Origin of the sequence: Trichococcus sp. ES5 (genome assembly GCF_900067165.1) — a bacterium.
GTDB lineage: Bacteria > Bacillota > Bacilli > Lactobacillales > Aerococcaceae > Trichococcus > Trichococcus flocculiformis.
Genome location: NZ_FJND01000001.1, coordinates 1 through 24,080, shown reverse-complemented (window position 1 = coordinate 24,080; position 24,080 = coordinate 1). Strand labels below are relative to the sequence as shown.

Below are 24,080 nucleotides of genomic sequence, written 5' to 3'. Positions count from 1 at the left end.
ATTCGAGATAAAAACCTGTATAATGAAATTAAAACAAGCGGTAGGTGAATGCACAATGCTGGAGGATATCAAAAAAATAATTGCGGAACATAAGCCGGAGCCGATCGGGGAACAGCGCAATTTTTCCGTTCTGATCCCTTTGATAAGAGTGGACGGAGCGCTTCATGTTCTTTATGAAGTACGGGGAGCGCATATATCCCAACCTGGGGATACTTCCTTCCCGGGTGGTGCAGTGGAGCCGGGAGAAAGCTTTGAAGCGGCGGCAATCCGGGAAACCATGGAAGAGTTGAACCTAAAGAGCGAAAACATAAAAATTTTGGGGGAGATGGACTATATCATGAATGATCGCGCAATCATTCATTGCTTCGTCGGGGAAATCACCGGTGTTGAAAAGGATGATATCCATTTCAATAAAGAGGTACAGGAAATCTTCACGGTGCCGCTTCAGTATTTCATGGACAATCGGCCTACCTATTATTCTTCGACGGTCCGGCTGGAGCATCCCGATGATTTTCCGTTTGAACTGATTCCAAACGGGAAAGACTACAAATTTAAGGTCGGTGTCCACTGTGTGCCTTTCTACCATCTTGAGCATCATCGACTGTGGGGATATACCGCGAACCTCACCGACCGCTTCGTCAGCATACTGGAACAAAACAAGCAATCATCAAAATAAGCATGAAGAGGCCGGCTCGCTAAGAGCCGGCCTCTTCATGCTTATTGGCGCATAATTCGCAGTTATCTGCCTTCTCGGTGCTCTGCCGGTGCGGATAGTCGAGAGTTAAAACTTCTGTCAGGTGAATAACTACCGGAAACTACTAAATACCGGAAGGATCGCCCGTTTGTCGGGCATCAGTCCAGAACGGTATACCGAAGAACCGAGAGTGCGCAAATCTCTCGACAGAATGATCACCGAAAACCGCAAAACACCCGACAGAATGCTCCTCTGTCGGGTGAACGCCCAGGACAGTATACCAATCACCCAAAGTGGTCCGAACTGTCGACTTTTCGGCATTATTGGACGTTCTTAAAGCCGAAAGTAAGATATTGATTTGGGAATAAATAAGCAGGGGCACCTCAGATGCTGAAAATATGCGCGCGATATTTTTCGAAGCTTTCATGCACGCTTGGTTGGACTTTCTTCAACGAAACAGGGCGTCCAGCCTCGTTCAGGAAGCAATGCTGGCTTTTTCCGGTCGTGCGCAGCTGGCCGGTCGCGACATCGATGACGCGATAGGCAAGACTCAATTTGACGCCGTTGTACGACTCGATTTCAGGCAGGACGTAGACGGAATCGCCATAGCGGACCATCGACTTATATTGGGCCTCGACTGTCAGTACTGGGCTGACGATGCCGTTCGCTTCGAGTTTCGCGTAATTTGCACCGACCTGATCAAGGAAGTCGATGCGGGCTTCCTCGAACCAACGGATGTAATTCGAATGGTGGATGATTTTCATCTGATCTGTTTCATAGTATTGGGCGACGTGGATATAGGGTTTCAATTCATTTTTCAAAAAAGTTCCTCCTTGCGGCAGTTCATTAGGAATATGAAAGACTTATCCCTAATGAACTGCCTTTTTTCTTGCTGGTAGGTTACTGGTTGTCCGATACAGCGCAGTTATCGGACATTTACAGATGTAGCTCTAGGGAAAGCGGCAAGAAAGGGAGGTCTCCTTTGGAGCCTCCCCTTCTTGTGCTTATAATAAGTTGTCCAGCTACACGGGTAAGCCCTTCGGAATTTAGATAAATCGTACCTGTTGCGCTCTACGATGCTCAGTCGGTAAGATTTCCTAAAATTCTTTCAGGGCTGAACGAACCCGCTCCGCTTTTCTATATTTTTATTTTGCTTCGATCTCGATTAGCAGATCTCCGGCTTCGATCTGATCGCCGTCGATAACATAGATCTGATCGACGACACCGCTGATTGTTGAACGGATCATCGTTTCCATCTTCATCGCTTCAGTGATCACGACTGGATCGCCTTGAGAAACGCGGTCGCCGCGTTTGACGAGAACTTCCAATACAGAACCCGGCATTGTTGCGCCGACGTGTTCTTTGTTGGTAGGTTCCGCTTTTTTGCGGATCGCTTTCGTGCTGGTGATGGACATATCTTTGACTTCAATCTCACGGCCTTGGCCATTCAGGTCGAAGTAGAGGATACGCATTCCGTCCGAATCAGGTTCACCGATCGAGTTCAATTTAATGATCAAAGTTTTACCTTTTTCGATCTGAACTTCGATCTGTTCGCCCATACGCATGCCGTGGAAGAAAGTAGGGGTGTCAAGTTTTGTGACATCGCCGAACTTATCGTAGACGGCCACGTAATCCAGGAAGATTTGCGGGTACATCAGGTAGCTGATGACATCCTCATCGCTGGCTGGACGCTGGATTTTTTCCTCCAGTTCGGCTTTCAAAGCCACGAAGTCGATTGGCTCACGCAGGCTGCCTGGTCGTTCTGTGATGGCTTTTTTGCCTTTCAGGATGATTTCCTGCAATCTCTCGGGGAATCCGCCTGTCGGTTGGCCCAAGTCACCTTTGAAGAAGCTGATGACGGATTCAGGGAAGTCGATGGTATCGCCTTTAGCGTAGATATCTTCTTCATTCAATTTGTTTTGGACCATGAAGAGAGCCATGTCGCCGACAACTTTTGAGGAAGGGGTCACTTTAACGATATCGCCGAACATTTTATTCACGTCAGCATACATTTCTTTGACTTTATCCCACTCGTCGTTCAAGCCGACCGCATTCGCCTGTTGTTGCAGGTTCGTGTATTGTCCGCCCGGCATTTGGTGATTGTAGACTTCTGTTGAAGTCGTCTGGATGCCGCCTTCGAATTCTTCATAGTAATCACGGATATCTTCCCAATAACGGTTGATTTTGTGTACGTTATGGATATTGATTTCCGGCGCGTGTTCAGAACCTTCCAGGGCATAGTACAAGCTGCTGATGCTTGGTTGGCTGGTCGTGCCGCTCATGGCACTCATGGCCACATCTACGATGTCTACGCCAGCTTTGATTGCTTCTGAGTATGTGTAGATGCCGTTACCGCTTGTGTCATGTGTATGCAGATGGATCGGCAGATTGACGGTATCTTTCAATTCGCTGATCAGACGGTAAGCCGCTTGCGGTTTCAAAAGGCCAGCCATATCCTTGATTGCGATGATGTGTGCACCCAGTGATTCAAGCTCTTTGGCCATCTCTTTGTAGTATTGGATGGTGTATTTTGTTTGTGTCGGATCATTGATATCGCCAGTGTAGCAGATGGCTGCTTCAGCAATCTTATCATTGTCGCGCACATACTGGATGCTCTTCTCCATTTGTTTCGTCCAGTTCAAACTGTCGAAGATACGGAAAACATCGATTCCGTTTTTAGCGGCAAGTCTGATGAACTCTTCTAAACCGTTGTCCGGATAGTTTTGGTATCCGACGGCATTGGATCCACGGAAAAGCATCTGCAATAAAGTATCCGGCATTTGCGAGCGCAGTTTCTTCAATCGTTTCCAAGGATCTTCGCTCAAGAAGCGGTAGGCAACATCGAAGGTAGCTCCTCCCCACATTTCCGAAGAGAAAAATTGCGGAATGGCCGCTCGCGTTTCGGCTGCGATGGCTTGCATCTCATTTGTGCGGATACGGGTAGCCAGCAAACTTTGGTGCGCATCACGGAAAGTTGTATCCGTCAAGAGAACGCGGTTTTGGTCTTTGATCCATTCGCTCACTGCTGTAGGGCCTTTTTCATCCAAGATATTTTTGGCGGTAATGATTTTTTGTTCCGGAACAACGATGTCAGTCGGAATCCGAGGCTTATCGTAGAACTTCTTGTGGCCTTTTTGGATGCCCGGGAAGCCATTAACGGTAATGTTTCCGATGTACTGCATCGTTTTGTTACCACGGTCACGCGTTTTAGGGAATTCGAACAATTCCGGCGTCGTATCGATGAATGTCGTTTTCGCATCGCCTGATACAAAGATCGGGTGCGTGATGACGTTGAACATGAATGGAATGTTCGTTTTTACGCCACGGATTCGGAATTCGATCAGCGAACGCTCCGTTTTGCGGACAGCTTGATCGAATGTCGAAGCATGAACGCATAATTTAACTAGTAAAGAGTCAAAGAACGGTGTTACGACCGTACCTTGGAATCCGTTACCAGCATCCAATCGGATACCGAAACCGCCTGGAGAACGGTACGTATTGATTTTTCCGGTATCAGGGAAGAAGTTATTCAACGGATCTTCCGTCGTGATCCGGCATTGGATAGCAGCACCGATCAACGGGATATTTTCCTGTTGCGGGATACCGATTTCTTTATGCAGATCTTGTCCTTGAGCGATCAGGATCTGTGATTGGACGACATCGATTCCTGTAATCAATTCTGTGATTGTGTGCTCCACTTGGACACGCGGATTCACTTCGATGAAGTAGAATTGATCGCCTTCCAATAGGAATTCAACGGTTCCGGCATTTACATAGCCAACGTGTTTCATCAATTGAAGAGCAGCGTTACAGATTTCGTGACGGACCTCATCCGACATGGAAACGCAAGGTGCCACTTCGACTACTTTTTGGTGACGACGTTGCACAGAGCAGTCACGCTCGTAGAGGTGAACAATGTTACCGTGCTCATCCCCTAAAATTTGAATTTCGATATGTTTAGGATCTTGGATGTACTTTTCGACATAAATTTCATCGTTGCCGAACGCGGACAAAGCTTCACTGCGGGCTCTTTCGAAACCTTCGCGAGCTTCTTGTTCGTTGAAGGCCATCCGCATACCGCGTCCGCCGCCGCCTAAAGCCGCTTTGATCATGATCGGGTAGTTGTAGGCTTCCGCAAACGCAATAACTTCATCGACGTTCGCGACAGGACCGTCCGAACCAGGGATTGATTGAATGCCAGCTTCCACAGCGGCAACTTTTGCTTTGATTTTATCGCCAAAAATGTCCAAATGCTCCAAAGAAGGACCGATGAATTTGATGCCTTCTTCTTGGCAGCGTCTAGCGAAGTCGATATTTTCAGATAAGAAACCATATCCAGGATGAATGCCGTCTGCACCGGAATCTTTAGCGATGCGGATCAGGTCTTCGATGTCCAGATAGGCGTCGATAGGCTTTTTGCCTTTTCCGACCAAATAGGCTTCATCTGCTTTAAAACGGTGCACAGAACCTTCATCCTCTTGCGCATATACGCCCACAGTAGGGATTCCCAGTTCAGTCAGTGCACGAAATACACGTATCGCGATTTCGCCACGATTTGCAACTAAAACTTTTTTCAATATTTCCACCTCGCTAATTTATTAAAATTCAGGAAAATTTCTTATACAATGATTAAAAATGATTCGTGATTTCTGCCGAATATGAAAATTTGGCGAGAGAAATCAATTATATCTTTTTAATTATTCATTTTACACATTATTTAGCTTGTTTACAACTACCTTTTTAAGAATCCATTAATAATTGGCGGAAATGCTGTTTTTGGACAAAACACGAACGATTATTCAAAATAACATCAATAAGATAAGTGTATTTTTCTTAATTAAAATTATTACTTGCTATTATGAGATTGATTTCGCGCTTAATACGAACAATCTTTCATGAGAGGTTTTTGCTCATTTTCTGTGCTAAAATAGATAACAAAGGGAAGTGAAGCGGTTACACGTTAATGCGACGGTAATCGAAAAATAGTCGCAAAAATGGGGAATCCAGTAAAGAAAAGGGGGATTTAAACGTGAGTGAACCAACAACAGGCAAACACACGCCATTATTTGAATATTATAAAGCGAATGACGTGAAGCTGATTGATTTCGGGGGTTGGGAGATGCCGATCCAATTTTCCGGCATTCTTTCCGAACATGAGGCCGTTCGTGAGCGCGCGGGATTGTTCGATTGTTCGCATATGGGAGAGATCGAAATATCCGGCGATAAAGCAAAAGACTACCTGAATGGACTGCTGACGAATGATATCAGCGTGATGACAATCGGCCAGGCTCAATACAATATTATGTGTTACCCGGATGGCGGGGCAGTCGATGACGTCATCCTTTTCAAAATGGACGAAGCGCGCTACCTGCTGGTCTGCAATGCATCCAACACGGATAAAGTATTTGCATGGATGCAGGAGAACAACAAGTCAGAAGCGAGTATCAGCAATATTTCCGACAGTATCGGTCTGCTCGCTCTGCAAGGACCGGCCGCCATCAAAATTCTGAAGGAACTGACGGACGCTGATCTGGATGCCATCGGAAATTACCATTTCATCGCGGAACAGGAAGTGGCGGGCATTCCGCATGTCTTGATTTCGAGGACGGGTTATACCGGTGAAGACGGGGTTGAATTATATCTGGCGGGTGAGCAGACCGCGTTGCTGTGGGAAAAACTGCTGGCAGTCGGAGAAGCCTATGGTGCTTTGCCTTGTGGACTCGGTTCGCGGGACACGCTTCGATTGGAGTCCGGGATGCCACTGTATGGACATGAATTATCTGAGGAAATCACCCCACTGGCTGCTGGGTTGGGATTTGCAGTCAAGACGAAAAAAGCGAGTGATTTTATCGGTAAAGCATCCTTGACGGCAATTCGCGAAGACGGACCAAAAGAAAAGATCGTCGGTTTCGAAGCCATCGAAAGAGGGATTCCACGCGAAGGCTATAAAGTCTTTTCCTCGGACGGAGCGGAGGTCGGGGTCGTCACATCCGGTACGCAGTCGCCGACTTTGAAGAAAAGTATCGGAATGGCCTTAGTGAAGTCGGAAGCAGCCGCCCTCGGAACAGAAATCCAAATTGAAATACGCAACAAACGTATCCAAGCTCGGATTGTTCCGAAACCATTCTACAAAAGAAAAAAATAATTTTAGGCACGTATACTAATGAAAAACAAAAATAAACCAGCGCCGTGCGCGAAAGGATGATCAAAATGGCAGACTACAAAAATTTTTATTACACAAAAGAGCACGAATGGGTAGAAAAGATTACGGATGAAATAGTACGCATCGGCATCACAGAGCATGCAGCAGAACAACTTGGCGATATCGTGTTCGTGGATTTCGTGGCTGATATGGATGCTGAATTGGCAAAGGGGGACGAGTCTGTGACGGTAGAATCCGTAAAATCCGTCTCGGAAGTGTATGCGCCTGTCTCTGGAACAGTGACGAAACAAAACGAAGCTTTAGCTGATTCCCCTGAAATCGTCAATGCAGAACCGTTTGCAGGCGGCTGGATGTACGAAATGAGCCTGAGCGATATCAATGAATTGGATGAATTGTTGAGCTACGATGAATATGCAGCATTCGTGGCCGAGGAGGAAGCGTAAAATGACTGAGGAGAGATTCCGTTATTTACCGGATACGGCCGAAGACGAAAAAGAAATATTGGCTGTCATCGGGGTCGAAAGCATGGAGGACCTGTTCACGGATATCCCTGACGAAATCCGTTTGAAGGAAGCGTTGGCGATTCCGGCTGCCGTTTCCGAATCGGAACTATTGAAACAAATGAAAGATTTGGCCGAGAAAAACGTCAGTGCCGGACAGATGCCGATTTTCATGGGCGCCGGTACGTATGATCATTATATTCCAAGCGTTGTGGATGCAGTGATTTCGCGCTCTGAATTTTATACGGCCTATACCCCTTATCAGGCGGAAGCCAGTCAAGGAGAGCTGCAGGCGATTTTTGAGTTTCAATCGATGATCAGCGAATTGACCGGGATGGAAGCCACAAACTCTTCCTTATATGATGGTTTTGCTTCCTTGAGCGAAGCTGTTGGTTTGGCAGCGGCCGTTACGAAACGCAAGGAAATCGTTCTTTCACAAGCGGTCCATCCGAATGCTCGTGCCGTCGTCCACACTGCCGCAAAAGGTCGTGGCCTCGAAGTCATCGAAGTGTTGATGGAAAAAGACGTCACCAACTTCGGTGTCACGCGATGCCTGACCACACCGGATACCGCCGCAATCGTAGTCCAGTACCCGAATTTCTTCGGCTCGGTCGAAGATTTGGCTGTCGTCAAAAAGATTGCGGAAGATAAAGGGGCGCTGTTGATCGTGATGGCCAATCCGTTGGCGCTTGGAATATTGGAAGCGCCCGGTAAGTTGGGGGCGGATATCGTTGTCGGAGATACGCAGCCGTTCGGTTTGCCGATGTCATTCGGCGGTCCGCATTGCGGTTACTTCTCCGTGAATCAAAAGCATATCCGTAAAGTTCCCGGACGGATTGTCGGGGAAACTGTTGATGCCGAGGGAGAACGCGCTTTTGTGCTGACGCTTCAAAGCCGAGAGCAGCATATCCGCCGCGAAAAAGCGACTTCCTACATGAGTTCGAACCAAGCCTTGAACGCGTTGGCTTCAGCGGTCTGCATGGCGGCCCTCGGCAAACATGGCGTCCAGGAAATGGCGCAGCTGAACGTCGACAAAGCAGCTTATTTTGCCCAAGCTTTGCAGGATAAAGGCTTCGCGATCCTGAATCAGTCGCCGTTCTTCAACGAGTTCGTTATCGATCTGCCTTTCCCTGCTGAAGAAGCGAATAAGGCTTTGCTGGAGGCGGGCATCATCGGTGGCTACAGCTTGGCCAAAACCTATAAAAAACCGAATCAGTTGCTGGTTTGTGCCACCGAAAAACGCACGAAGGAAGAAATCGACCGATTCATTGCGGTATTGGAGGGGATGAAGCATGCGTAAAACAAAAAATGTGATTTTTGAATTAAGCCGTCCAGGGCGCGTCGGCTACAGCCTGCCGAAGAGTGATGTCCCAAAAGCGGATTTCAAAGCCAAACTGCCGGAGCATCTTGTCCGCAAACAGCCGGCCGAATTGCCGGAAATCAGCGAGCTGCAGTTGATGCGCCATTACACCAACCTTTCCCAGGACAACTTTGGCATAGAAAACGGCTTTTATCCGCTGGGGTCCTGCACAATGAAATACAACCCGAAAATCAACGAGGTGACCGCCCGTTTGGACGGCTTCGCCAATATCCACCCTTATCAACCAGTGGAAACCGTCCAAGGCGCGCTGCAGTTGATGCATGAACTGCAGGAAGACTTGGAAGTCATCACCGGCATGGACGGTGTTTCTTTGCAGCCGGCAGCCGGAGCGCACGGCGAATGGACCGGTTTGATGATGGTACGAGCCTACCATGAAAAGAATGGCGATCTCCAGCGCACGAAGGTTTTCGTGCCGGACAGCGCCCATGGAACCAATCCATCGAGTGCCCATATCGCGGGCTTCGATGTCGTAAGCATCCCGTCGACCGCTGAAGGTTTGGTCGATCTCGAAGCTTTGCGCAAGGCAGTCGATGACAAGACTGCCGCTTTGATGCTGACGAATCCGAATACGCTGGGGCTGTTTGAGCGCGACATCGTGCAGATTGCCGAAATCATCCACGGTGCCGGCGGATTGCTTTATTACGACGGTGCGAACCTGAACGCCATCCTCAGCAAAACGACGCCAGGCACGATGGGCTTCGATATCGTTCATTTGAACCTGCACAAGACATTCAGTACGCCGCATGGCGGCGGCGGACCGGGAGCCGGTCCAGTAGGCGTAAAGGCAAATCTGAAAGGGTTTCTGCCGATTCCGCGAGTGGAGAAGACAGAAGAAGGCTATGTGCTGAACAGCGATCATCCCGCTTCAATCGGTCCGGTCAAAGGTTATTACGGGAACTTCGGCGTCCTTGTCCGGGCCTACACCTACATCCGCACAATGGGACCAGTCGGTTTGCGCAAAGTATCGGAGAGCGCCGTGCTGCATGCCAATTATCTGCGTAAGCTTCTCGAAAATGATTTCGACACGCCGTATCCGGTCATCTGCAAGCACGAATTCGTCCTTTCCGGCAACCGTCAGAAGAAGGGCGGTGTGCGGACTTTGGACATGGCCAAGCGCTTGCTGGATTACGGCTATTACGCGCCGACTGTCTATTTTCCGTTGATTGTCGAGGAAGCTTTGATGATCGAACCGACGGAAACCGAAAGCAAGGAAACGCTCGACGACTTTGCGGACGCGCTGATCGCAATCGCCCGCGAAGCAGCAGAAACGCCGGAAACCGTCACACAAGCACCGCTTCATACATCGGTCAGACGACTGGATGAAGTGCGCGCCGCCAGAGTGATCAAAGTGAAATACTGATTTGATGCCAAAAAAAGAAAAGCTCCCGACAATCCGTTTTAATGGAAAAGTGGGGGCTGTTCTTTTTGTGTATTTGACTTTACTGTGCGACAGTCTGCTCCAGCAACAGGTTCATGTTCAGGAAACCGCGTTCGCTTTTCAATTGGAAGGCATGCTGACCGGCATTGAAATCGATGACGTTGTCGCTGTCGAGAAAAACCAGAGCCCATTTTTGAGCAGGTACAGGTCCGATGTTCGTTTCGATTATGGTATCGTATTCAGCCATTCCGGCATCATGCGCCTTCAACATGAAGATGCCGGTGCTCGGGCAGCCGCAATCATCGCCGACCGCATAGAAGAGGCTGATGTCCTTGAGTTCGTAACGTTTTTGGATTTCCGTAATGGCGGAATCGGTAAAAGTGAGTTTCATGATTTAATCCCTTTCTTTCCATACAAAGTAACTGCAAATGACCAGGCGGGGAAACTGCCTATCCAACTTTGCTTTCTTACTATAAGTATACGATATATCCATCAAAAAACAAGAAAAGCCATCTTCCGCCGAAAGTCAGGATGACTTCAGAAGGGATCGGTGGAAGAAGATTTTCGATTTATTTTGAACATTCTTAAGAAAATCCTATAACTGGAAAAATGTCAATAACACTTCTGCAATCTTTTGCTACTGCCCTCTGGTAGATCGTTCTTTTTACATCACTAACCAACTTTGGTAGAATCAAAGATATATGAGTTTAAAATAATGAAGAGGTGGGGAGATTCTTTGGCAAATCAAGAAAAGTCAGTTCGGTTGTTTTGGCTATTGTTCAAATCAACTTTTGTGCTGAGTGCATTCACTTTTGGTGGAGGCTATGTGATCGTACCGTTGATGCAAAAAAAATTCGTGGAACAACTGAAATGGATTGATTCAGATGAAATGTTGGATTTGGTTGCTTTGGGGCAGTCCGCGCCTGGTGCGATTGCCGTCAATACATCCATTCTGGTCGGCTATCGTGTGGCGGGTTTTCTGGGAGCTTTGGTGACTGTATTCGGTACGGTTGCGCCCCCGCTTATCATCATCACGATTGTTTCCTATTTTTACATGAATTTTCGTGAAAATCCGATTGTGGATGCTTTGATGATCGGGATGCAAGCGGGTGTGGCTGCAGTCATCGTCAATGTCGTCATCGGCATGGTCAGCGGGGTCGTCAAGCAGCGCGACATTGTGAATATTCTATTACTGTTGGTGGCGTTCATCGCTTCCTATTTCTTTGATGTTCACGTCGTCCTGATCATTTTCTTGGCGGGATTGATCGGTTTTGTCAATCTGAGCTATCAAGAGAAGAAAGGGGCGATCAAATGATTTATTTGCAATTATTCTGGTCCTTCTTCCAAATCGGTCTGTTCACGATTGGCGGTGGCTACGCGTCCTTACCGCTGATCCGGAATGAAATCGTCGTGAATCATGGCTGGCTAACAATGCAGGAATACACGGACATCATCACGATTTCGCAGATCACGCCGGGACCGATCGCCATCAATTCGGCTACCTTCGTCGGAACCAAAGTGGGCGGTTTTGCAGGGGCAATTGTTGCGACTCTTGGTACAGTCACGCCTTCAATCATCCTCTCATTGATTTTGGCATGGGCTTACTATAAGTACCGCGATATCAAAATCATGCAAGGCATCCTTGGTGGGCTGCGACCGGCAGTCGTAGCTCTGATTGCCGCGGCAGGATTGGCGCTTTTTGTGGCTGCTCTGTTCCAATCCGGCGGAACGCTAATCGGCGGAATCACCGTCAATTTCCTTGCGGTTGGAATCTTTATTGCGGCATTGTATGCGCTCCGGACTACAAAAATCGACTCTATTTGGCTGATACTTGTTTCTGGTGCCGTAAGCATCCTTTTCCATTTAATCAGCTGATCGGGTGTATAATAAAAGAATAGCACATTCACTTCGTCAAGAAAGGAACTTGTCATGATGTCAAATCAGGCAGCTAAAGAGATTCAAGCAAAAAAGAATATGCCGAAAAAGTGGCAGGGGTTGAAGCCTGCGCGATTCGCGAAATACCGCAGCTGGATCAACAGCGGCACCCCAGGCATCTGTGGCACTTATTGCAGCGCTGTGCTGGTGCATGATGCGGTTCTGCAGAAATACAAGAAGTCGTTGGATAAAGATACACTGTTGGCGGGCTTGCTGACGGTCGTTGATGAATTTCTGCCCTACAAGGGAACTTTCTTCTGGGACGTGCAGCACGGACTGAAGGCTTTGCTTATGGACATTCCGGATTGGTCCGTAAAATCGGGACTCATCACGGAAAAAATCGTGCCGGCCTTGTTGGACCGTCCGAATCCGGTACCGGTCATCGTCGGAACGACGCGACTTTTCAACAGCAAGTACAAAAACCATTGGGTAGTCGTCTATGCTTATGGCTACAACGAGGACGGCAAGCTTTTCTATAAAGCGTATGATAACCACGGCCGCTACCAGGCCATTTTGCCGGCATCGCAGACGATTGGTTGTGTTTGGTTGGAAGAAAGAAAAAATAATTGAGAATACTATAGATAGTAACGGAGGAACAAAATGAGGCAATATGATTTTATCGCCATCGGAGGTGGCAGCGGCGGCATTGCGACGATGAACCGTGCGTCAGAATACGGTGCTAAAACTGCTGTTATCGAAGGAAATTTATTGGGTGGAACGTGCGTGAACATCGGGTGCGTACCGAAAAAAATCATGTGGTATGCATCCCAAATATCGGAAGCAATCCACAAATACGGACCAGATTATGGGTTTGATACAGGTGCACACAAAATCGACTTTCCGACCTTGCTGAAGAACCGGGACGCCTATGTAGAGCGTTCCCGCAACTCCTATCAAGCGGGCTTCGAACGCCGCAATGTCGATGTGATTGAAGGCTTTGCCAAATTCGTCGATAACCATACTGTTGAGGTGAACGGCGAGCTGATCTGTTCCAAACATATCTTGATTGCGACTGGTGCAAAACCGATCCGTCCACGGATTCCTGGCGCAAAGCTAGGCGACGTTTCCGATACATTCTTCGAATGGACCGAACTGCCCGAGAAAGTCGCAGTCGTGGGAGCCGGCTACATCGCCATCGAATTGGCCGGCGTGCTGCACAATTTGGGAGTGGATACGCATCTTTATGTCCGCTATGATAAGCCGTTGCGCAAATACGATGACAGCATCATCGAAGGACTGATGGAGGAAATCGAAAAGGATGGTCCGACATTACATACGCATGCCGTATCGAAAGCTGTCGAAAAGAATGCAGACGGCACTTTGACGCTGCACCTAGAGGACGGCAGATCGGAAGTCTTCGACAAAATCATCTGGGCGATCGGACGGACCGCCAACATTGACGGTCTAAACATCGAAGCGACCGATGTGAAAGTCAGCGACAAAAAATTCATCATCGTCGACGAATACGAGAACAGTTCCGTCGACGGCATCTACGCAGTCGGAGACGTAACCGGCAAGAACATGCTGACGCCTGTTGCGATTGCAGCCGGGCGCAGATTGTCGGAACGCCTGTTTAACAACAAACCGAATGAAAAACTGGACTACGACAACATCCCGACTGTAATCTTCAGTCACCCGCCAATCGGCAGCATCGGATTGAGCGAAAAAGACGCCGTAGCGAAGTTTGGCGCGGATCAGGTAAAAGTGTACAAGTCTAGCTTTGCGTCGATGTACACAGCCGTTACGGCTCATCGACAGCTAGTCAAAATGAAACTGGTCTGCGCAGGAGAGAACGAGCAAGTCGTTGGTCTCCACGGCATCGGCTACGGTGTCGATGAAATGATACAAGGCTTCGCAGTAGCCATCAAAATGGGCGCCACCAAAGCCGACTTCGATAATACCGTAGCCATCCATCCCACTGGCGCGGAAGAGTTTGTGACTATGCGGTAGAACGAGATGCACGCTTGGTCGCAAGCGACCAAGCGTGCGAGATAACCCTTCAAAACCTTTTTGGCGGGCAAACTGAATAGACTTCACCGTGAAATAGCCCGCCAAACGCGTTTTGGCGGGCTATTTCAGACGATGCCGAGGTTTTTTACCCCGCCAAATCAATTTTGGCGGGGTAAATGACGTGATAATTCGACCAAACGGATAATGCGAACCATCTCATGATTCGATAAAAATGCAAAAATGTGAAGAGCAATCCCATAGACTCCGCGCATACTGTATTTGACAACAAATATAGGGGTGATCACTATCGCGTATAAGGAACGGAAAAAGTCGAAGCTTTTGAACATTTATCAAATATTGTCTTCACGCATGCATTTATCAAGCGATGACTACTATTATTATCTCAATTTAATAAAAGGATTCGAAGGGGAGATGCGCTTCGATGAATTAATCGAAAAACTGAAAGAGTATTGCTTGATTCTTAATGATCTACAATTGGAAATCAGGCGATCTTCTTTCCAAATCGATACCGTGCTGATTTTTTTCGGCAAAATAATAATATGCGAAATAAAAAACTATGAAGGAGTACATTATTGGGGAAAAGATAAATTCACCAAACTCAACGGAGTCATTATGGAGAATCCTGATTTGCAATTGCAGAAGACACGAGTTCGGCTGGAATTGCTTCTTCTGGAGTTGGGCTGCAAGATGGAAGTAGATGCCTTTGTCGTCTACGTTAATCCTGAGTTTACTCTTCTGGGTGCGCCTGCTGATGAGCAGTTGTTACTGCCGAGCCAGATTTCTGGATATTTTGAAAATCTGCATACAGGCGCTAAACCGACTGCTGAACAGAAAAAATTGGCGGATGCACTTGTAAAACTCCACAAGCCTGATTATCCAAGCAAAATGCCGAAATATCGTTACAACCAGTTAAGAAAAGGAATCCCTTGCACTGCCTGTGGCGCTCTTTTAGGAACATTCAGCGGCCATCGTCAAACATGCGGGAACTGCGGAAAGAAAGTAAATGTCAAAAAGGCAATCAAAAACAGCATTGAGGACTTCCGCTTGTTGTTCCCGAATGAACCAGTGACCTCAGCTCATATGACGGATTGGTGCGGAATAGGAAGAAGGGACCGAATTTTTCGGGTTTTGAGGGAGGAATATACTTCTAAAGGAAGCGGGAATGCGCGCTATTACGAATAATATTGCGGGCAAAATTTATATAGAGGGGATAACGTGATTCATATAACTACTTTATGGGCAAATCCTTGCATTAATTCTGTCTAGGAATTGAGTTTGGGTTCAAAAATAACCCGCCAAAATAAAGTTGGCGGGGAAAATCAGTCACGAATACTACACGAAAACCCGCCAAAACTACTTCGGCGGGCTAAATCTCCCGCTGACACCGCGAGATTCCCCGCCAAAATGGTTTTGGCGGGGAATCTCAATCCAAAATCCAGGCCTTCAACCCAAACCGCAAAAGAAAACCCCATCACGACCATAAGTCGCGATGGGGTTTTTAAATATTCATGTATTATTCTTTGATCTGGTTCACTTTTTTGTCGTATCCGATACCGCGCAAGATAGCTTTCATGATCTCTACGAATGGGATTACCGACAAAGCAGCTGCAATAACGATCATCCATTGTTGACCAGTCATGTCATAGATTCCGAAAATTGTGTTTAATCCTGGAACGAATGCCACCATCAGCATCAATGACAACGACAGCAAGACTGCGTAGTTGAACATTTTGTTGCCGAACGGGTTGACAGAGAACAATGATTTGAAGACGGATTTACAGTTGAAGGCATGCGACAACTGGATAAATCCTAATGTTAAGAAGGCCATTGCTTCACCAATGTGCAGTTCATATCCGTAGTAGATAGTCGCCAACCAGAATACGAACAGGGTGATTCCACCTTCGTAGATACCTTGGTAAATCATGCTAGGGAATACGCCGTTAGAGAAGAAGTTGGAAGAACGACCACGAGGCGCTTGTTCCATAACATCTTTCTCAGCTTCTTCCAAACCTAAAGCAATAGCAGGGAATACGTCCGTAACCAAGTTGATCCACAGCAAGTGGATTGGTTCAAGGATCTGCCATCCCAAAACAGTAGCGATGAACAAGGTCAATACTTCACCCAAGTTAGCAGAAAGCAAGTATTGAACCGCTTTTTGAATGTTTGCGAAAACCTTACGTCCTTCTTCAACCGCATGAACGATTGTTGCAAAGTTATCATCAGCCAATACCATGTCGGAAGCACCTTTAGAAACTTCCGTACCTGTGATACCCATACCGATACCGATGTCAGCTTGTTTCAATGAAGGGGCATCGTTCACGCCGTCACCAGTCATGGCGACCACTTTGCCGTTATCTTGCCAAGCTTTAACGATACGTACTTTATGTTCAGGAGAAACACGGGCATAGACTGAGTAGTTCTGAACCGTGCGCAAGAAATCATCATCAGAGATATCATTCAATTCAGCTCCGGTAATGACTGAGCCAGCAGAAGTGTTTTCATCCAAAATACCTAAACGCGTTGCGATTGCAGAAGCAGTATCTCTATGGTCACCCGTGATCATGACCGTACGGATACCAGCTTTTTGTGCTTGAGCGATCGCTTGTTTCGCTTCCGGACGCTCAGGGTCGATCATACCGATCAGACCTGCAAACACCAATTCCGTTTCGACTGCTTCAGTCGTCATTTTAGCAGGTACAGCAGCGACGTTTTTGAATGCCATCGCCAATACACGCAATGCTTGGATAGCCAAGCTGTGATTTGTGTCCAGGATTGCGTTTCTGTCAGCATCTGTGATCGGTGAAATGACGCCAGCTTTGATGATGTGCGTGCAGCGTTTCAACAACTCATCAGGAGCCCCTTTGGTAGCGACCAAGAATTGGTTGCCTTCCGGGTGGATCGTGGACATCAATTTGCGGTCCGATTCAAAAGGAACTTCACCAACACGCGGCATGTCAACCAATTTAGCGGAAAGGTCAAAACCTTTTTCCAAACCGTATTGCACCATTGCTGTTTCGGTAGGGTCACCGATCAACGATTTATCGTTGGCGATTTTTGTGTCATTTGCCAAGTTCATGATCTTCATAACAGGCAATTCCAAATCGATATTTTCGTTAGCATCGTGGACTTGGCCATCGTAGTATACCTTTTCGATCGTCATTTTGTTTTGAGTCAATGTACCGGTTTTGTCGGAACAGATAACTTCAGTACCACCCAATGTTTCAACAGCAGGCAATTTGCGGACAAGCGCATTTCTGCTCGCCATTTTTTGCGTACCCAATGCCAAGATGATTGTCGTGATGGCAGGCAAACCTTCAGGAATAGCCGCAACAGCTACGGAAATCGAAACCATCAACATATCCAACCAAGGACGGCCGTTGAATCCGAATCCGATGATGAACATCAATACAGCGATTACCAGAATCAGAACAGTCAAAGATTTACCCATTTGATCTTGGTTGATCTGTAATGGTGTTTTCTTCTCTTCAGCGTTCTGCAGCATGTTCGCGATATGTCCAACTTCGGTGTTCATCCCTGTAAGGACGACGACACCTTCCGCACGGCCATAAGTAACGTTTGTGCTTGAGAACGCCATGTTCTTGCGGTCACCTAAAGCAGCGTCGGTTTCAACGTCACGCAAGTCTTTTTCGACCGGTACAGACTCACCAGTCAAAGCAGCTTCTTCGACTTTAAGGGAATTGACATCGTAAAGGCGGATATCTGCAGGAACAACATCTCCGGCTTCCAAAATGATGATGTCACCAGGCACAAGCAATTCTGACTTGACTTGGACAACTTCTCCGTCACGTTTTACGTTGGCAAGCGGTGAAGCCATTTTCTTCAAAGCTTCGATTGCTTCTTCGGCTTTGTTCTCTTGGAATACACCTAAGAATGCGTTTATGATAACAACAGCTAAGATGATGATGGCATCAGCGATTTCATGACCGATAGTACCAGAAATGATCGCTGCAGCTAATAGAACGAGAATCATGAAATCCTTGAATTGATCCAAGAATTTTTGCAAAGTGGTGCGTTTTTCACCTGCTTCTAGTACGTTCTCTCCATACTCAGCCAATCTCTTCGCGGCTTCCTCTTTGGTAAGGCCATCTCTAGTCGAGTTAAGTTCAGCTAAGACTTCCTCTTCCGTTTGCGCGAAGAACGCTTTATTCAGTTGTTCTTTTGACACAGTATTTCCCCTCTCTTAACCTGAATGTAGTAGTGTTAAAATGAAAAGAGACCTATGCATAAAATTGTCCATCAGACAACACTGTATGCATAAGTCTCACTATTTAAGGTAACACCAGAAGATAGGATTACTCTACTTATTGTTGACATTACCACAGCCTTGTACTGCTAGTTACTCCCCTATGGAGATATTCAGTTTAACACTCGGATTAATTATATCGACAAAAGCAAGGAATCGCAACAATTTATTACCGAAAACGAAAACAATTAAAAAAATGGACACATTTCCGATCAATCGGAAATGCGCCCAGTCATATTAAAGCAATGCCAAAATGATGAAGTTGGCCAAGAACAAAGCCGAAGAGAACCACACGATCGGGTGGATTTCGTACGATTTTCCTTTTACGACTTTCACGATGCAGTAGAAGAAGAAGCCGGCTGCGATACCGTAGGAAATGCTGTAAGAAAGACCCATGAAGATGGATGCGAAGAAAGCAGGGATTGCATCTTCCAGATCATGCCAGTTGATTTCCGTGAATGATCCCATCATCAAAATACCGACAAGGATCAAAGCAGGAGCTGTTGCAGCTGCGGGAACAACACCAATCAGCGGTGCGAAGAATGCACTGATGATGAACATGCCGGCAACTACAACTGCAGTCAAACCAGTACGTCCGCCAGCACCGATACCGGCAGCACTTTCAACGTAAGTAGTCGTATTTGAAGTGCCGAAGATCGAACCGATTACCGTACCGACTGAATCGGCGAACAAAGCTTTATCCATCTTCGAACTGAATCCGGATCCTTCCTCAAGCGCTTTTTCATCTTCTGCAGAGAAGATACCAGTACGACGGCCAGTTCCGATGAATGTACCGATTGTGTCGAAAGTATCGGAAAGGCTGAATGCGAAGATGGTCATCAAGACTAAAGGCAGTTGGGAAACATCGGAGAACAAGGACAAAAGACCTTCTGAACCGAATGCAGCACCGAATGTCACATCTAATTCGGAAATAGCTGTTGCAAGCGAGTTTGCTTGCAGGCTTGCTGTTGAAATATCAACAACACCCATCGGGATACCCAACAAAGTGGTCGCAACGATACCGATAAGGATTGCGCCGCGGACATTTTTGACCATCAGTACAGCCGTAATGACCAAACCAATCAAAGCCAATAAAGCAGGCATTTGTGTGAAATTAACTAAAGCAGGGACGATGCCGCCGCCAGTTACGACTGATCCTACTCCGCCAGTGAAAGTCTCAGCCGTTGCGTCGTAAGGAGCGCCATTGATCGCTGTGATGGAGCCAGCATCGGAAGTGAATTCAAGGAAGCCGGCGTTTTTGATTCCGATATAAGCGATGAAGATGCCGATCCCGCCGCTGATTGCGTGCTGCAGGCTTTCAGGGATCGATTTGATGATCATTTTTCTGATTTTGGTTACAGTGATCAGAACGTTGACCATCCCACAGATGAATACCATGGCCAAAGCTTGTTGCCAAGTGAAACCAAGTGAGAAGACGACAGTGAAAGTGAAGAAGGCGTTCAAGCCCATACCCGGTGCCAAAGCATAAGGTACGTTGGCGAAAAGGCCCATCACCAAAGTGCTGACTGCAGCGGAAATGATTGTTGCCAAGAAGACTGCTTGGCTAGGCATCCCAGATAAAGAAAGGATTGCTGGATTGACGAAGATGATATAAGACATTGCGAAGAAAGTTGTGATCCCTGCAACGACTTCTTTGGAAACTGTTGTTCCGTGCTCTTTGAGTTTAAAGAAATTTTCCATTTTGAAAAGATCTCCCATCTGAATTTTTTTCGGCAGCGACAGGAAACAGATACAATAAATGATTTCAAATGCATTCCTTGCTTGCCACTCGACTATTATAACCAATCACCCTAAGGCTTGCAATAAATAAGTGAATGATTTAATCAATTTGTTAGTTTAATGTTCGTGATTTGCCTGACCCAGTAATGAAAGCGGTTCAAAAGCGCTGCTATTACTTCTTAACGTTGGCATTTCAGGAAAATAGGATCTTTTCGGTAAATATGCCTGAGCAGGAAAGCGGGTGATATGCTAAAATGAGAAGTACCGAAGCAGTCTGGACGAAAGAAGGTGCAGAGCATGAAAGAAGAAGTATTTGTGGTGGGCGATGTCCATGGGGAAATCACCTTACTGAAGAAATTATTGGAAAAGTGGGACCGCGAGAAGCAGCAGCTGATTTTTATCGGCGATCTAGGGGACCGCGGCGAAAACTCGAAAGCCTGTTTTCTGCTGGCGAAGGAACTGGTGGAGAAGTACGGTGCTATTTATCTGAAGGGCAACCACGAGGCTATCCTGATGAATTTCATCGCGAAGCCGGAGGAATACGCAGGCAATTATTTTCTGAACGGCGGTTTGGGTTCCTTGGAAAGTTTTCTGCATGAGCGCATCGATGAAGAGTATTCGCCTACTGAAATCGCCCTGATGATGAAACATTACTACAAGGATCTGCTCGCTTTTTTGGCTGAGCTTCCTTTGTACTATGAATGGGAACAATACGTGTTCGTCCATGCCGGTGTAGATTTGGGGAAGAAAGATTGGCACGACAGCTCCGAAGAGGACTTCCTCTGGATCCGCGAACCGTTCCACAAAAAGAAGAACCGCAGCGGCAAAACAATCGTGTTCGGGCATACTCCAACTTTTTATCTCCACGGCGACAACGATCGATCGGACCTTTGGATCTCGGACGATAAGATCGGTATCGATGGCGGAGCCGTCTACGGCGGATCGCTGCACGGCGTCGTATTTGACAAAACCGGTCTGAAAGCGGACCATATAATACAGAAATGATGAAGGTGCCGAAACGGCATTTTTGTTTTGAAAGGCAGGAATAAATAACACTATGACAGAAACAGCTCAACAAATCGTTATGGACTTGGTGAAAGCAGAGCTAAGCCAATTCAAACCCGCACAAATCGAAAAAGTACTGCAGCTATTGGAAGAGGGTAATACCGTCCCTTTCATCGCGCGCTACCGGAAGGAAGCGACCGGATCGCTTGATGAGGTCGAGATCCGCGAAATAGAAGAGCGCCACCAATACGCGACGAACCTGTACAAGCGCAAGGAAGAAGTCATCCGCATCATCGAAGAGCAAGGCAAACTGACGCCAAAGCTCAAAGCGGATATCGAACGCGCCGAAAAGATGCAACGCGTTGAAGACCTATACCGTCCCTACAAACAAAAACGCCGCACGAAAGCCGCAATCGCCCGCGAAAAAGGCTTGGCTCCGTTTGCCGAGTGGCTGATGAACGGACCGACGAGCGGATCCTTATCAGTAGAGGCGAAGGCCAAGGAATTCCTGAATGAGGAAATGGAACTTTCTACTATAGAAGACGTTTTGGCTGGGGCCCATGAAATCATAGCCGAAATCGTCAGCGATGAACCGGCTTACCGCGAACATATCCGCGAGTTCACGCGCAAAAACGGCCAGGTCGTCAGCACGGTGAAGGATGCCGAGAGCGACGAAAAGGGCGTCTTCGAGATGTACTACGATTTTTCCCAAGGTGTGGCCACGGCCGTACCGCACCGCATCCTGGCTATGAACCGCGGCGAAAAAACCGGCATCCTGAAGGTTGCGATCGCGGTCGATGAGGAGAAAATCTTCGCGTATTTGTCGAAGAAAGTTCTGAAGAATCCGAACAGTATCGCTGCGCCGTACGTGAAGGCCGCCTATGAAGACAGCTACCGCCGTTTCATTGGACCGGCCATCGAACGCGAACTGCGCAACGAATTGACCGAAGCCGCCGATGCGCAAGCGATCGACGTCTTCGGCGACAACCTGCGCAACCTGTTGCTGCAGCCGCCTTTGAAAGGCAAAGTGGTGCTTGGTTTGGATCCGGCTTACCGTACCGGCTGCAAGTTGGCGATCGTCGATGCGACCGGTAAAGTATTGGCGAAGAGCGTTATTTATCCGCACAAACCAGCCAACCAGGAAAAACGCGCTGCTGCCGGTCCGGCTTTCCGCAAAATGCTTCAGGACTACAAAGTCGAAATGGTCGCCATCGGGAACGGAACCGCTAGCCGCGAGTCCGAGCTATTCGTATCCGAGCAGATTAAGCAAGTGCTGAATACGGTCTACTACGCTATCGTCAATGAAGCGGGCGCTTCGGTTTATTCCGCCAGCGATATCGCTCGTGAGGAATTCCCTGATTTCCAGGTCGAAGAACGCAGTGCCGTCAGCATCGCGCGCCGTCTGCAGGATCCGCTTGCCGAATTGGTGAAGATCGATCCGAAATCGGTTGGTGTCGGCCAGTATCAGCATGACGTTTCCCAAAAACAGTTGGGCGAACGCTTGGACTTCGTCGTCGAAACCGCCGTGAACCAAGTCGGCGTCAACCTGAACACGGCCAGTGCGCCATTGCTGCAGCACGTTGCCGGCCTGAACAAAACGATTGCCAATAACATTGTCACTTTCCGTGAAGAAAATGGCGCCTTCGACAGCCGCCAACAATTGAAGAAAGTGCCGCGTCTCGGCCCGAAGGCTTTCGAACAATCGGTCGGCTTCATGCGCATCGCTGGGGGCAAGAACATCCTTGACAACACCGATATCCATCCCGAATCCTATCCGGCCGCCAAAGAAGTGCTGGTACTGGCTGGGCTTAGCCTGAAGGACATCGGAACCGAACAAGCCCGTGAAGCGCTGGGAGCGTTGGATCGCACCAAAGCCCGCGAAGCAACCGGTCTCGGTAAGGAAACGTTGCAGGATATCATCGCCGGTCTAACGAAACCGGGCCGCGATCCGCGCGACGACATCGCCCAACCTTTGCTGCGCCAAGATGTGCTCTCAATGGAGGACTTGAAGCCAGGGATGGAACTGCAAGGGACCGTCCGCAACGTTGTGGACTTCGGCGCCTTTGTCGACATCGGGGTCAAACAGGACGGCATGGTCCACATCTCCAAACTCAGCAACCGCTTCGTCAAGCACCCCTCCGATGTGGTCGCAGTCGGCGATATCGTGACCGTTTGGGTCGATCATGTCGACACGAACAAAGGCCGGGTTGCCTTGACGATGCTGCCGCAAAAATAATGAGGAACAATTGATGAACGAACAAGAACTGCAAAGGTTGGTGGAGCACATTTCGAGTACCGTTTTCCGGAAACCGTTCCGCCACCGCGCCAGTTTTAACCGCCGCCTCAAGACGACAGGCGGACGCTACCACCTGGGAAGCCACGATTTGGATTTCAACCCATTAGTGTTGGAACTTCATGGGGCAGAGGAACTGGAAAAAGTTGTGAAGCATGAACTCTGCCATTACCACTTGCATCTGGAAGGCCGGGGCTACCAGCATCGGGATGCCGATTTCCGGAACTTGCTGAAGGCGAGCGGGGGGAGCCGGTTCGTAAAGGACCTGCGCCAGGCTGGAATAGTTACGCCGCCAAAATGGTTGTACAGTTGCAGTGCCTGCGGACAGATGTATCCGCGGAAAAGAAGGATAGATCTGAAGAAGTATGTGTGCGGGAAGTGCAAGGGGAAGTTGCGGTTGAAGAGTCAATCCACTGGATAAAGTAAAAGAAGCCGGAAAGTCGTTTGATGACCTTCCGGCTTTTTGATAATTACCGAAAGATCGTCGTAAAGCCCCTTGCTTTAGCTATGGGGATATAAGACGTGCACTCAGTTGTGTTATGTGGGAATTCGCTGTATAATCAATGTATGGAAAATAAAAAATATAAATCAAATCATAACATCACTTATTCTTGTACCTACCATGTTGTCTGGTGTCCAAAATATCGGCGAAAGGTCCTTGTCGGACCAGTAGCGGCACGCTTAAAGGAGCTCATTGTAGAAACGTGCACCGGTCTATCCGTCGAAATTCAGGAAATGGAGATCATGCCAGACCAC

19 protein-coding genes are annotated in these 24,080 nt (G+C 47.8%); 14 read left to right on the top strand and 5 right to left on the bottom strand.

The window, feature by feature from the left end; genetic code table 11:
• Positions 1-22 precede the first annotated feature (22 nt).
• Positions 23-676: an NUDIX hydrolase gene (locus tag TES5_RS00090; RefSeq protein WP_232309245.1), complete on the top strand. Its 654-nt coding sequence runs from the start codon at positions 23-25 to the stop codon at positions 674-676.
• Positions 677-1,077: 401 nt separating this feature from the next.
• On the opposite strand, the gene TES5_RS00085 is transcribed toward TES5_RS00090, so the two are convergent.
• Together TES5_RS00085 and TES5_RS00080 are read right to left on the bottom strand one after the other, a co-directional pair.
• Positions 1,078-1,515 (bottom strand): acyl-CoA thioesterase, encoded by a 438-nt coding sequence (locus tag TES5_RS00085; protein ID WP_083546398.1) that lies wholly within the window; start codon positions 1,513-1,515, stop codon positions 1,078-1,080.
• 324 nt (positions 1,516-1,839) lie between these two features.
• Positions 1,840-5,271: a pyruvate carboxylase gene (locus TES5_RS00080; RefSeq protein ID WP_068558457.1), complete on the bottom strand. Its 3,432-nt coding sequence runs from the start codon at positions 5,269-5,271 to the stop codon at positions 1,840-1,842.
• A 452-nt stretch (positions 5,272-5,723) separates the two neighbouring features.
• On the opposite strand from TES5_RS00080, the gene gcvT reads away from it, so the two are divergent.
• From gcvT to gcvPB, 4 genes are all read left to right on the top strand, one after another.
• Complete coding sequence (gene gcvT / locus TES5_RS00075) at positions 5,724-6,839, top strand: glycine cleavage system aminomethyltransferase GcvT (RefSeq protein WP_068558456.1); 1,116 nt, start codon at positions 5,724-5,726, stop codon at positions 6,837-6,839.
• A gap of 65 nt (positions 6,840-6,904) precedes the next feature.
• A complete protein-coding gene (gene gcvH, locus TES5_RS00070) occupies positions 6,905-7,300 on the top strand; it encodes a glycine cleavage system protein GcvH (RefSeq protein WP_068558453.1) in 396 nt (131 codons plus the stop codon).
• Between the two features lies 1 nt (position 7,301).
• The gene (gene gcvPA / locus TES5_RS00065; protein WP_068558450.1) at positions 7,302-8,657 is read left to right on the top strand and encodes an aminomethyl-transferring glycine dehydrogenase subunit GcvPA; all 1,356 of its coding nucleotides are present in this window, start codon (positions 7,302-7,304) and stop codon (positions 8,655-8,657) included.
• Positions 8,650-10,098, top strand: a complete 1,449-nt coding sequence (gene gcvPB, locus TES5_RS00060; RefSeq protein WP_068558447.1) for an aminomethyl-transferring glycine dehydrogenase subunit GcvPB — start codon at positions 8,650-8,652, stop codon at positions 10,096-10,098. Before gcvPA ends, gcvPB begins: the two co-directional genes overlap by 8 nt.
• Positions 10,099-10,177: 79 nt before the next feature.
• Here gcvPB and TES5_RS00055 read toward each other — a convergent pair whose 3' ends face one another.
• Positions 10,178-10,507, bottom strand: a complete 330-nt coding sequence (locus tag TES5_RS00055; protein WP_068558444.1) for an iron-sulfur cluster biosynthesis family protein — start codon at positions 10,505-10,507, stop codon at positions 10,178-10,180.
• Positions 10,508-10,852: 345 nt separating this feature from the next.
• Here TES5_RS00055 and TES5_RS00050 point away from each other — a divergent pair, with 345 nt between their 5' ends.
• The 5 genes from TES5_RS00050 to TES5_RS00030 all read left to right on the top strand — a co-directional run bounded on the left by TES5_RS00050 (position 10,853) and on the right by TES5_RS00030 (position 15,204).
• Entirely contained in the window at positions 10,853-11,431 is a 579-nt protein-coding gene (locus TES5_RS00050; RefSeq protein ID WP_232309244.1) for a chromate transporter, read from the top strand.
• The gene (locus TES5_RS00045; RefSeq protein ID WP_068558438.1) at positions 11,428-11,991 is read left to right on the top strand and encodes a chromate transporter; all 564 of its coding nucleotides are present in this window, start codon (positions 11,428-11,430) and stop codon (positions 11,989-11,991) included. Before TES5_RS00050 ends, TES5_RS00045 begins: the two co-directional genes overlap by 4 nt.
• A 54-nt stretch (positions 11,992-12,045) precedes the next feature.
• Positions 12,046-12,621 carry a dihydrolipoamide dehydrogenase gene (locus TES5_RS00040; protein WP_232309243.1) on the top strand — a complete coding sequence of 192 codons (576 nt, stop codon included), beginning with the start codon at positions 12,046-12,048 and terminating at the stop codon, positions 12,619-12,621.
• A 30-nt stretch (positions 12,622-12,651) separates the two neighbouring features.
• Positions 12,652-14,001 carry a glutathione-disulfide reductase gene (gene gorA, locus TES5_RS00035; protein WP_068558435.1) on the top strand — a complete coding sequence of 450 codons (1,350 nt, stop codon included), beginning with the start codon at positions 12,652-12,654 and terminating at the stop codon, positions 13,999-14,001.
• 339 nt (positions 14,002-14,340) lie between these two features.
• A complete protein-coding gene (locus TES5_RS00030; protein WP_143071466.1) occupies positions 14,341-15,204 on the top strand; it encodes a nuclease-related domain-containing protein in 864 nt (287 codons plus the stop codon).
• Positions 15,205-15,535: 331 nt separating this feature from the next.
• Here the strand turns inward: TES5_RS00030 and TES5_RS00025 are convergent, their stop codons facing one another.
• A complete protein-coding gene (locus tag TES5_RS00025; protein ID WP_068558433.1) occupies positions 15,536-18,208 on the bottom strand; it encodes a cation-translocating P-type ATPase in 2,673 nt (890 codons plus the stop codon).
• 315 nt (positions 18,209-18,523) lie between these two features.
• Positions 18,524-19,987: an NCS2 family permease gene (locus TES5_RS00020; protein ID WP_068558431.1), complete on the bottom strand. Its 1,464-nt coding sequence runs from the start codon at positions 19,985-19,987 to the stop codon at positions 18,524-18,526.
• Between the two features lie 336 nt (positions 19,988-20,323).
• Here TES5_RS00020 and TES5_RS00015 point away from each other — a divergent pair, with 336 nt between their 5' ends.
• The 4 genes from TES5_RS00015 to tnpA form a co-directional block, all read left to right on the top strand.
• Positions 20,324-21,031, top strand: coding sequence for a metallophosphoesterase family protein (locus tag TES5_RS00015; RefSeq protein WP_068558428.1), 708 nt, complete (start codon positions 20,324-20,326; stop codon positions 21,029-21,031).
• 52 nt (positions 21,032-21,083) lie between these two features.
• A complete protein-coding gene (locus TES5_RS00010) occupies positions 21,084-23,267 on the top strand; it encodes a Tex family protein (protein WP_068558425.1) in 2,184 nt (727 codons plus the stop codon).
• 13 nt (positions 23,268-23,280) lie between these two features.
• Positions 23,281-23,745: a SprT family protein gene (locus TES5_RS00005; RefSeq protein ID WP_068558421.1), complete on the top strand. Its 465-nt coding sequence runs from the start codon at positions 23,281-23,283 to the stop codon at positions 23,743-23,745.
• Positions 23,746-23,891: 146 nt separating this feature from the next.
• A partial coding sequence (gene tnpA, locus TES5_RS14855) for an IS200/IS605 family transposase (RefSeq protein ID WP_157080379.1) occupies positions 23,892-24,080 on the top strand: 189 nt, incomplete at its 3' end.

What these genes read in the sequence shown, in the direction of transcription:
- TES5_RS00090 (WP_232309245.1), top strand. Translation starts at nt 23, where the DNA reads ATGAAATTAAAACAAGCGGTAGGTGAATGCACAATGCTGGAGGATATC.
- gcvH (WP_068558453.1), top strand. Translation starts at nt 6,905, where the DNA reads ATGGCAGACTACAAAAATTTTTATTACACAAAAGAGCACGAATGGGTA.
- gcvPA (WP_068558450.1), top strand. Translation starts at nt 7,302, where the DNA reads ATGACTGAGGAGAGATTCCGTTATTTACCGGATACGGCCGAAGACGAA.
- gcvPB (WP_068558447.1), top strand. Translation starts at nt 8,650, where the DNA reads ATGCGTAAAACAAAAAATGTGATTTTTGAATTAAGCCGTCCAGGGCGC.
- TES5_RS00055 (WP_068558444.1), bottom strand. Translation starts at nt 10,507, where the DNA reads ATGAAACTCACTTTTACCGATTCCGCCATTACGGAAATCCAAAAACGT.
- TES5_RS00045 (WP_068558438.1), top strand. Translation starts at nt 11,428, where the DNA reads ATGATTTATTTGCAATTATTCTGGTCCTTCTTCCAAATCGGTCTGTTC.
- TES5_RS00040 (WP_232309243.1), top strand. Translation starts at nt 12,046, where the DNA reads ATGATGTCAAATCAGGCAGCTAAAGAGATTCAAGCAAAAAAGAATATG.
- gorA (WP_068558435.1), top strand. Translation starts at nt 12,652, where the DNA reads ATGAGGCAATATGATTTTATCGCCATCGGAGGTGGCAGCGGCGGCATT.
- TES5_RS00020 (WP_068558431.1), bottom strand. Translation starts at nt 19,987, where the DNA reads ATGGAAAATTTCTTTAAACTCAAAGAGCACGGAACAACAGTTTCCAAA.
- TES5_RS00015 (WP_068558428.1), top strand. Translation starts at nt 20,324, where the DNA reads ATGAAAGAAGAAGTATTTGTGGTGGGCGATGTCCATGGGGAAATCACC.
- TES5_RS00010 (WP_068558425.1), top strand. Translation starts at nt 21,084, where the DNA reads ATGACAGAAACAGCTCAACAAATCGTTATGGACTTGGTGAAAGCAGAG.
- TES5_RS00005 (WP_068558421.1), top strand. Translation starts at nt 23,281, where the DNA reads ATGAACGAACAAGAACTGCAAAGGTTGGTGGAGCACATTTCGAGTACC.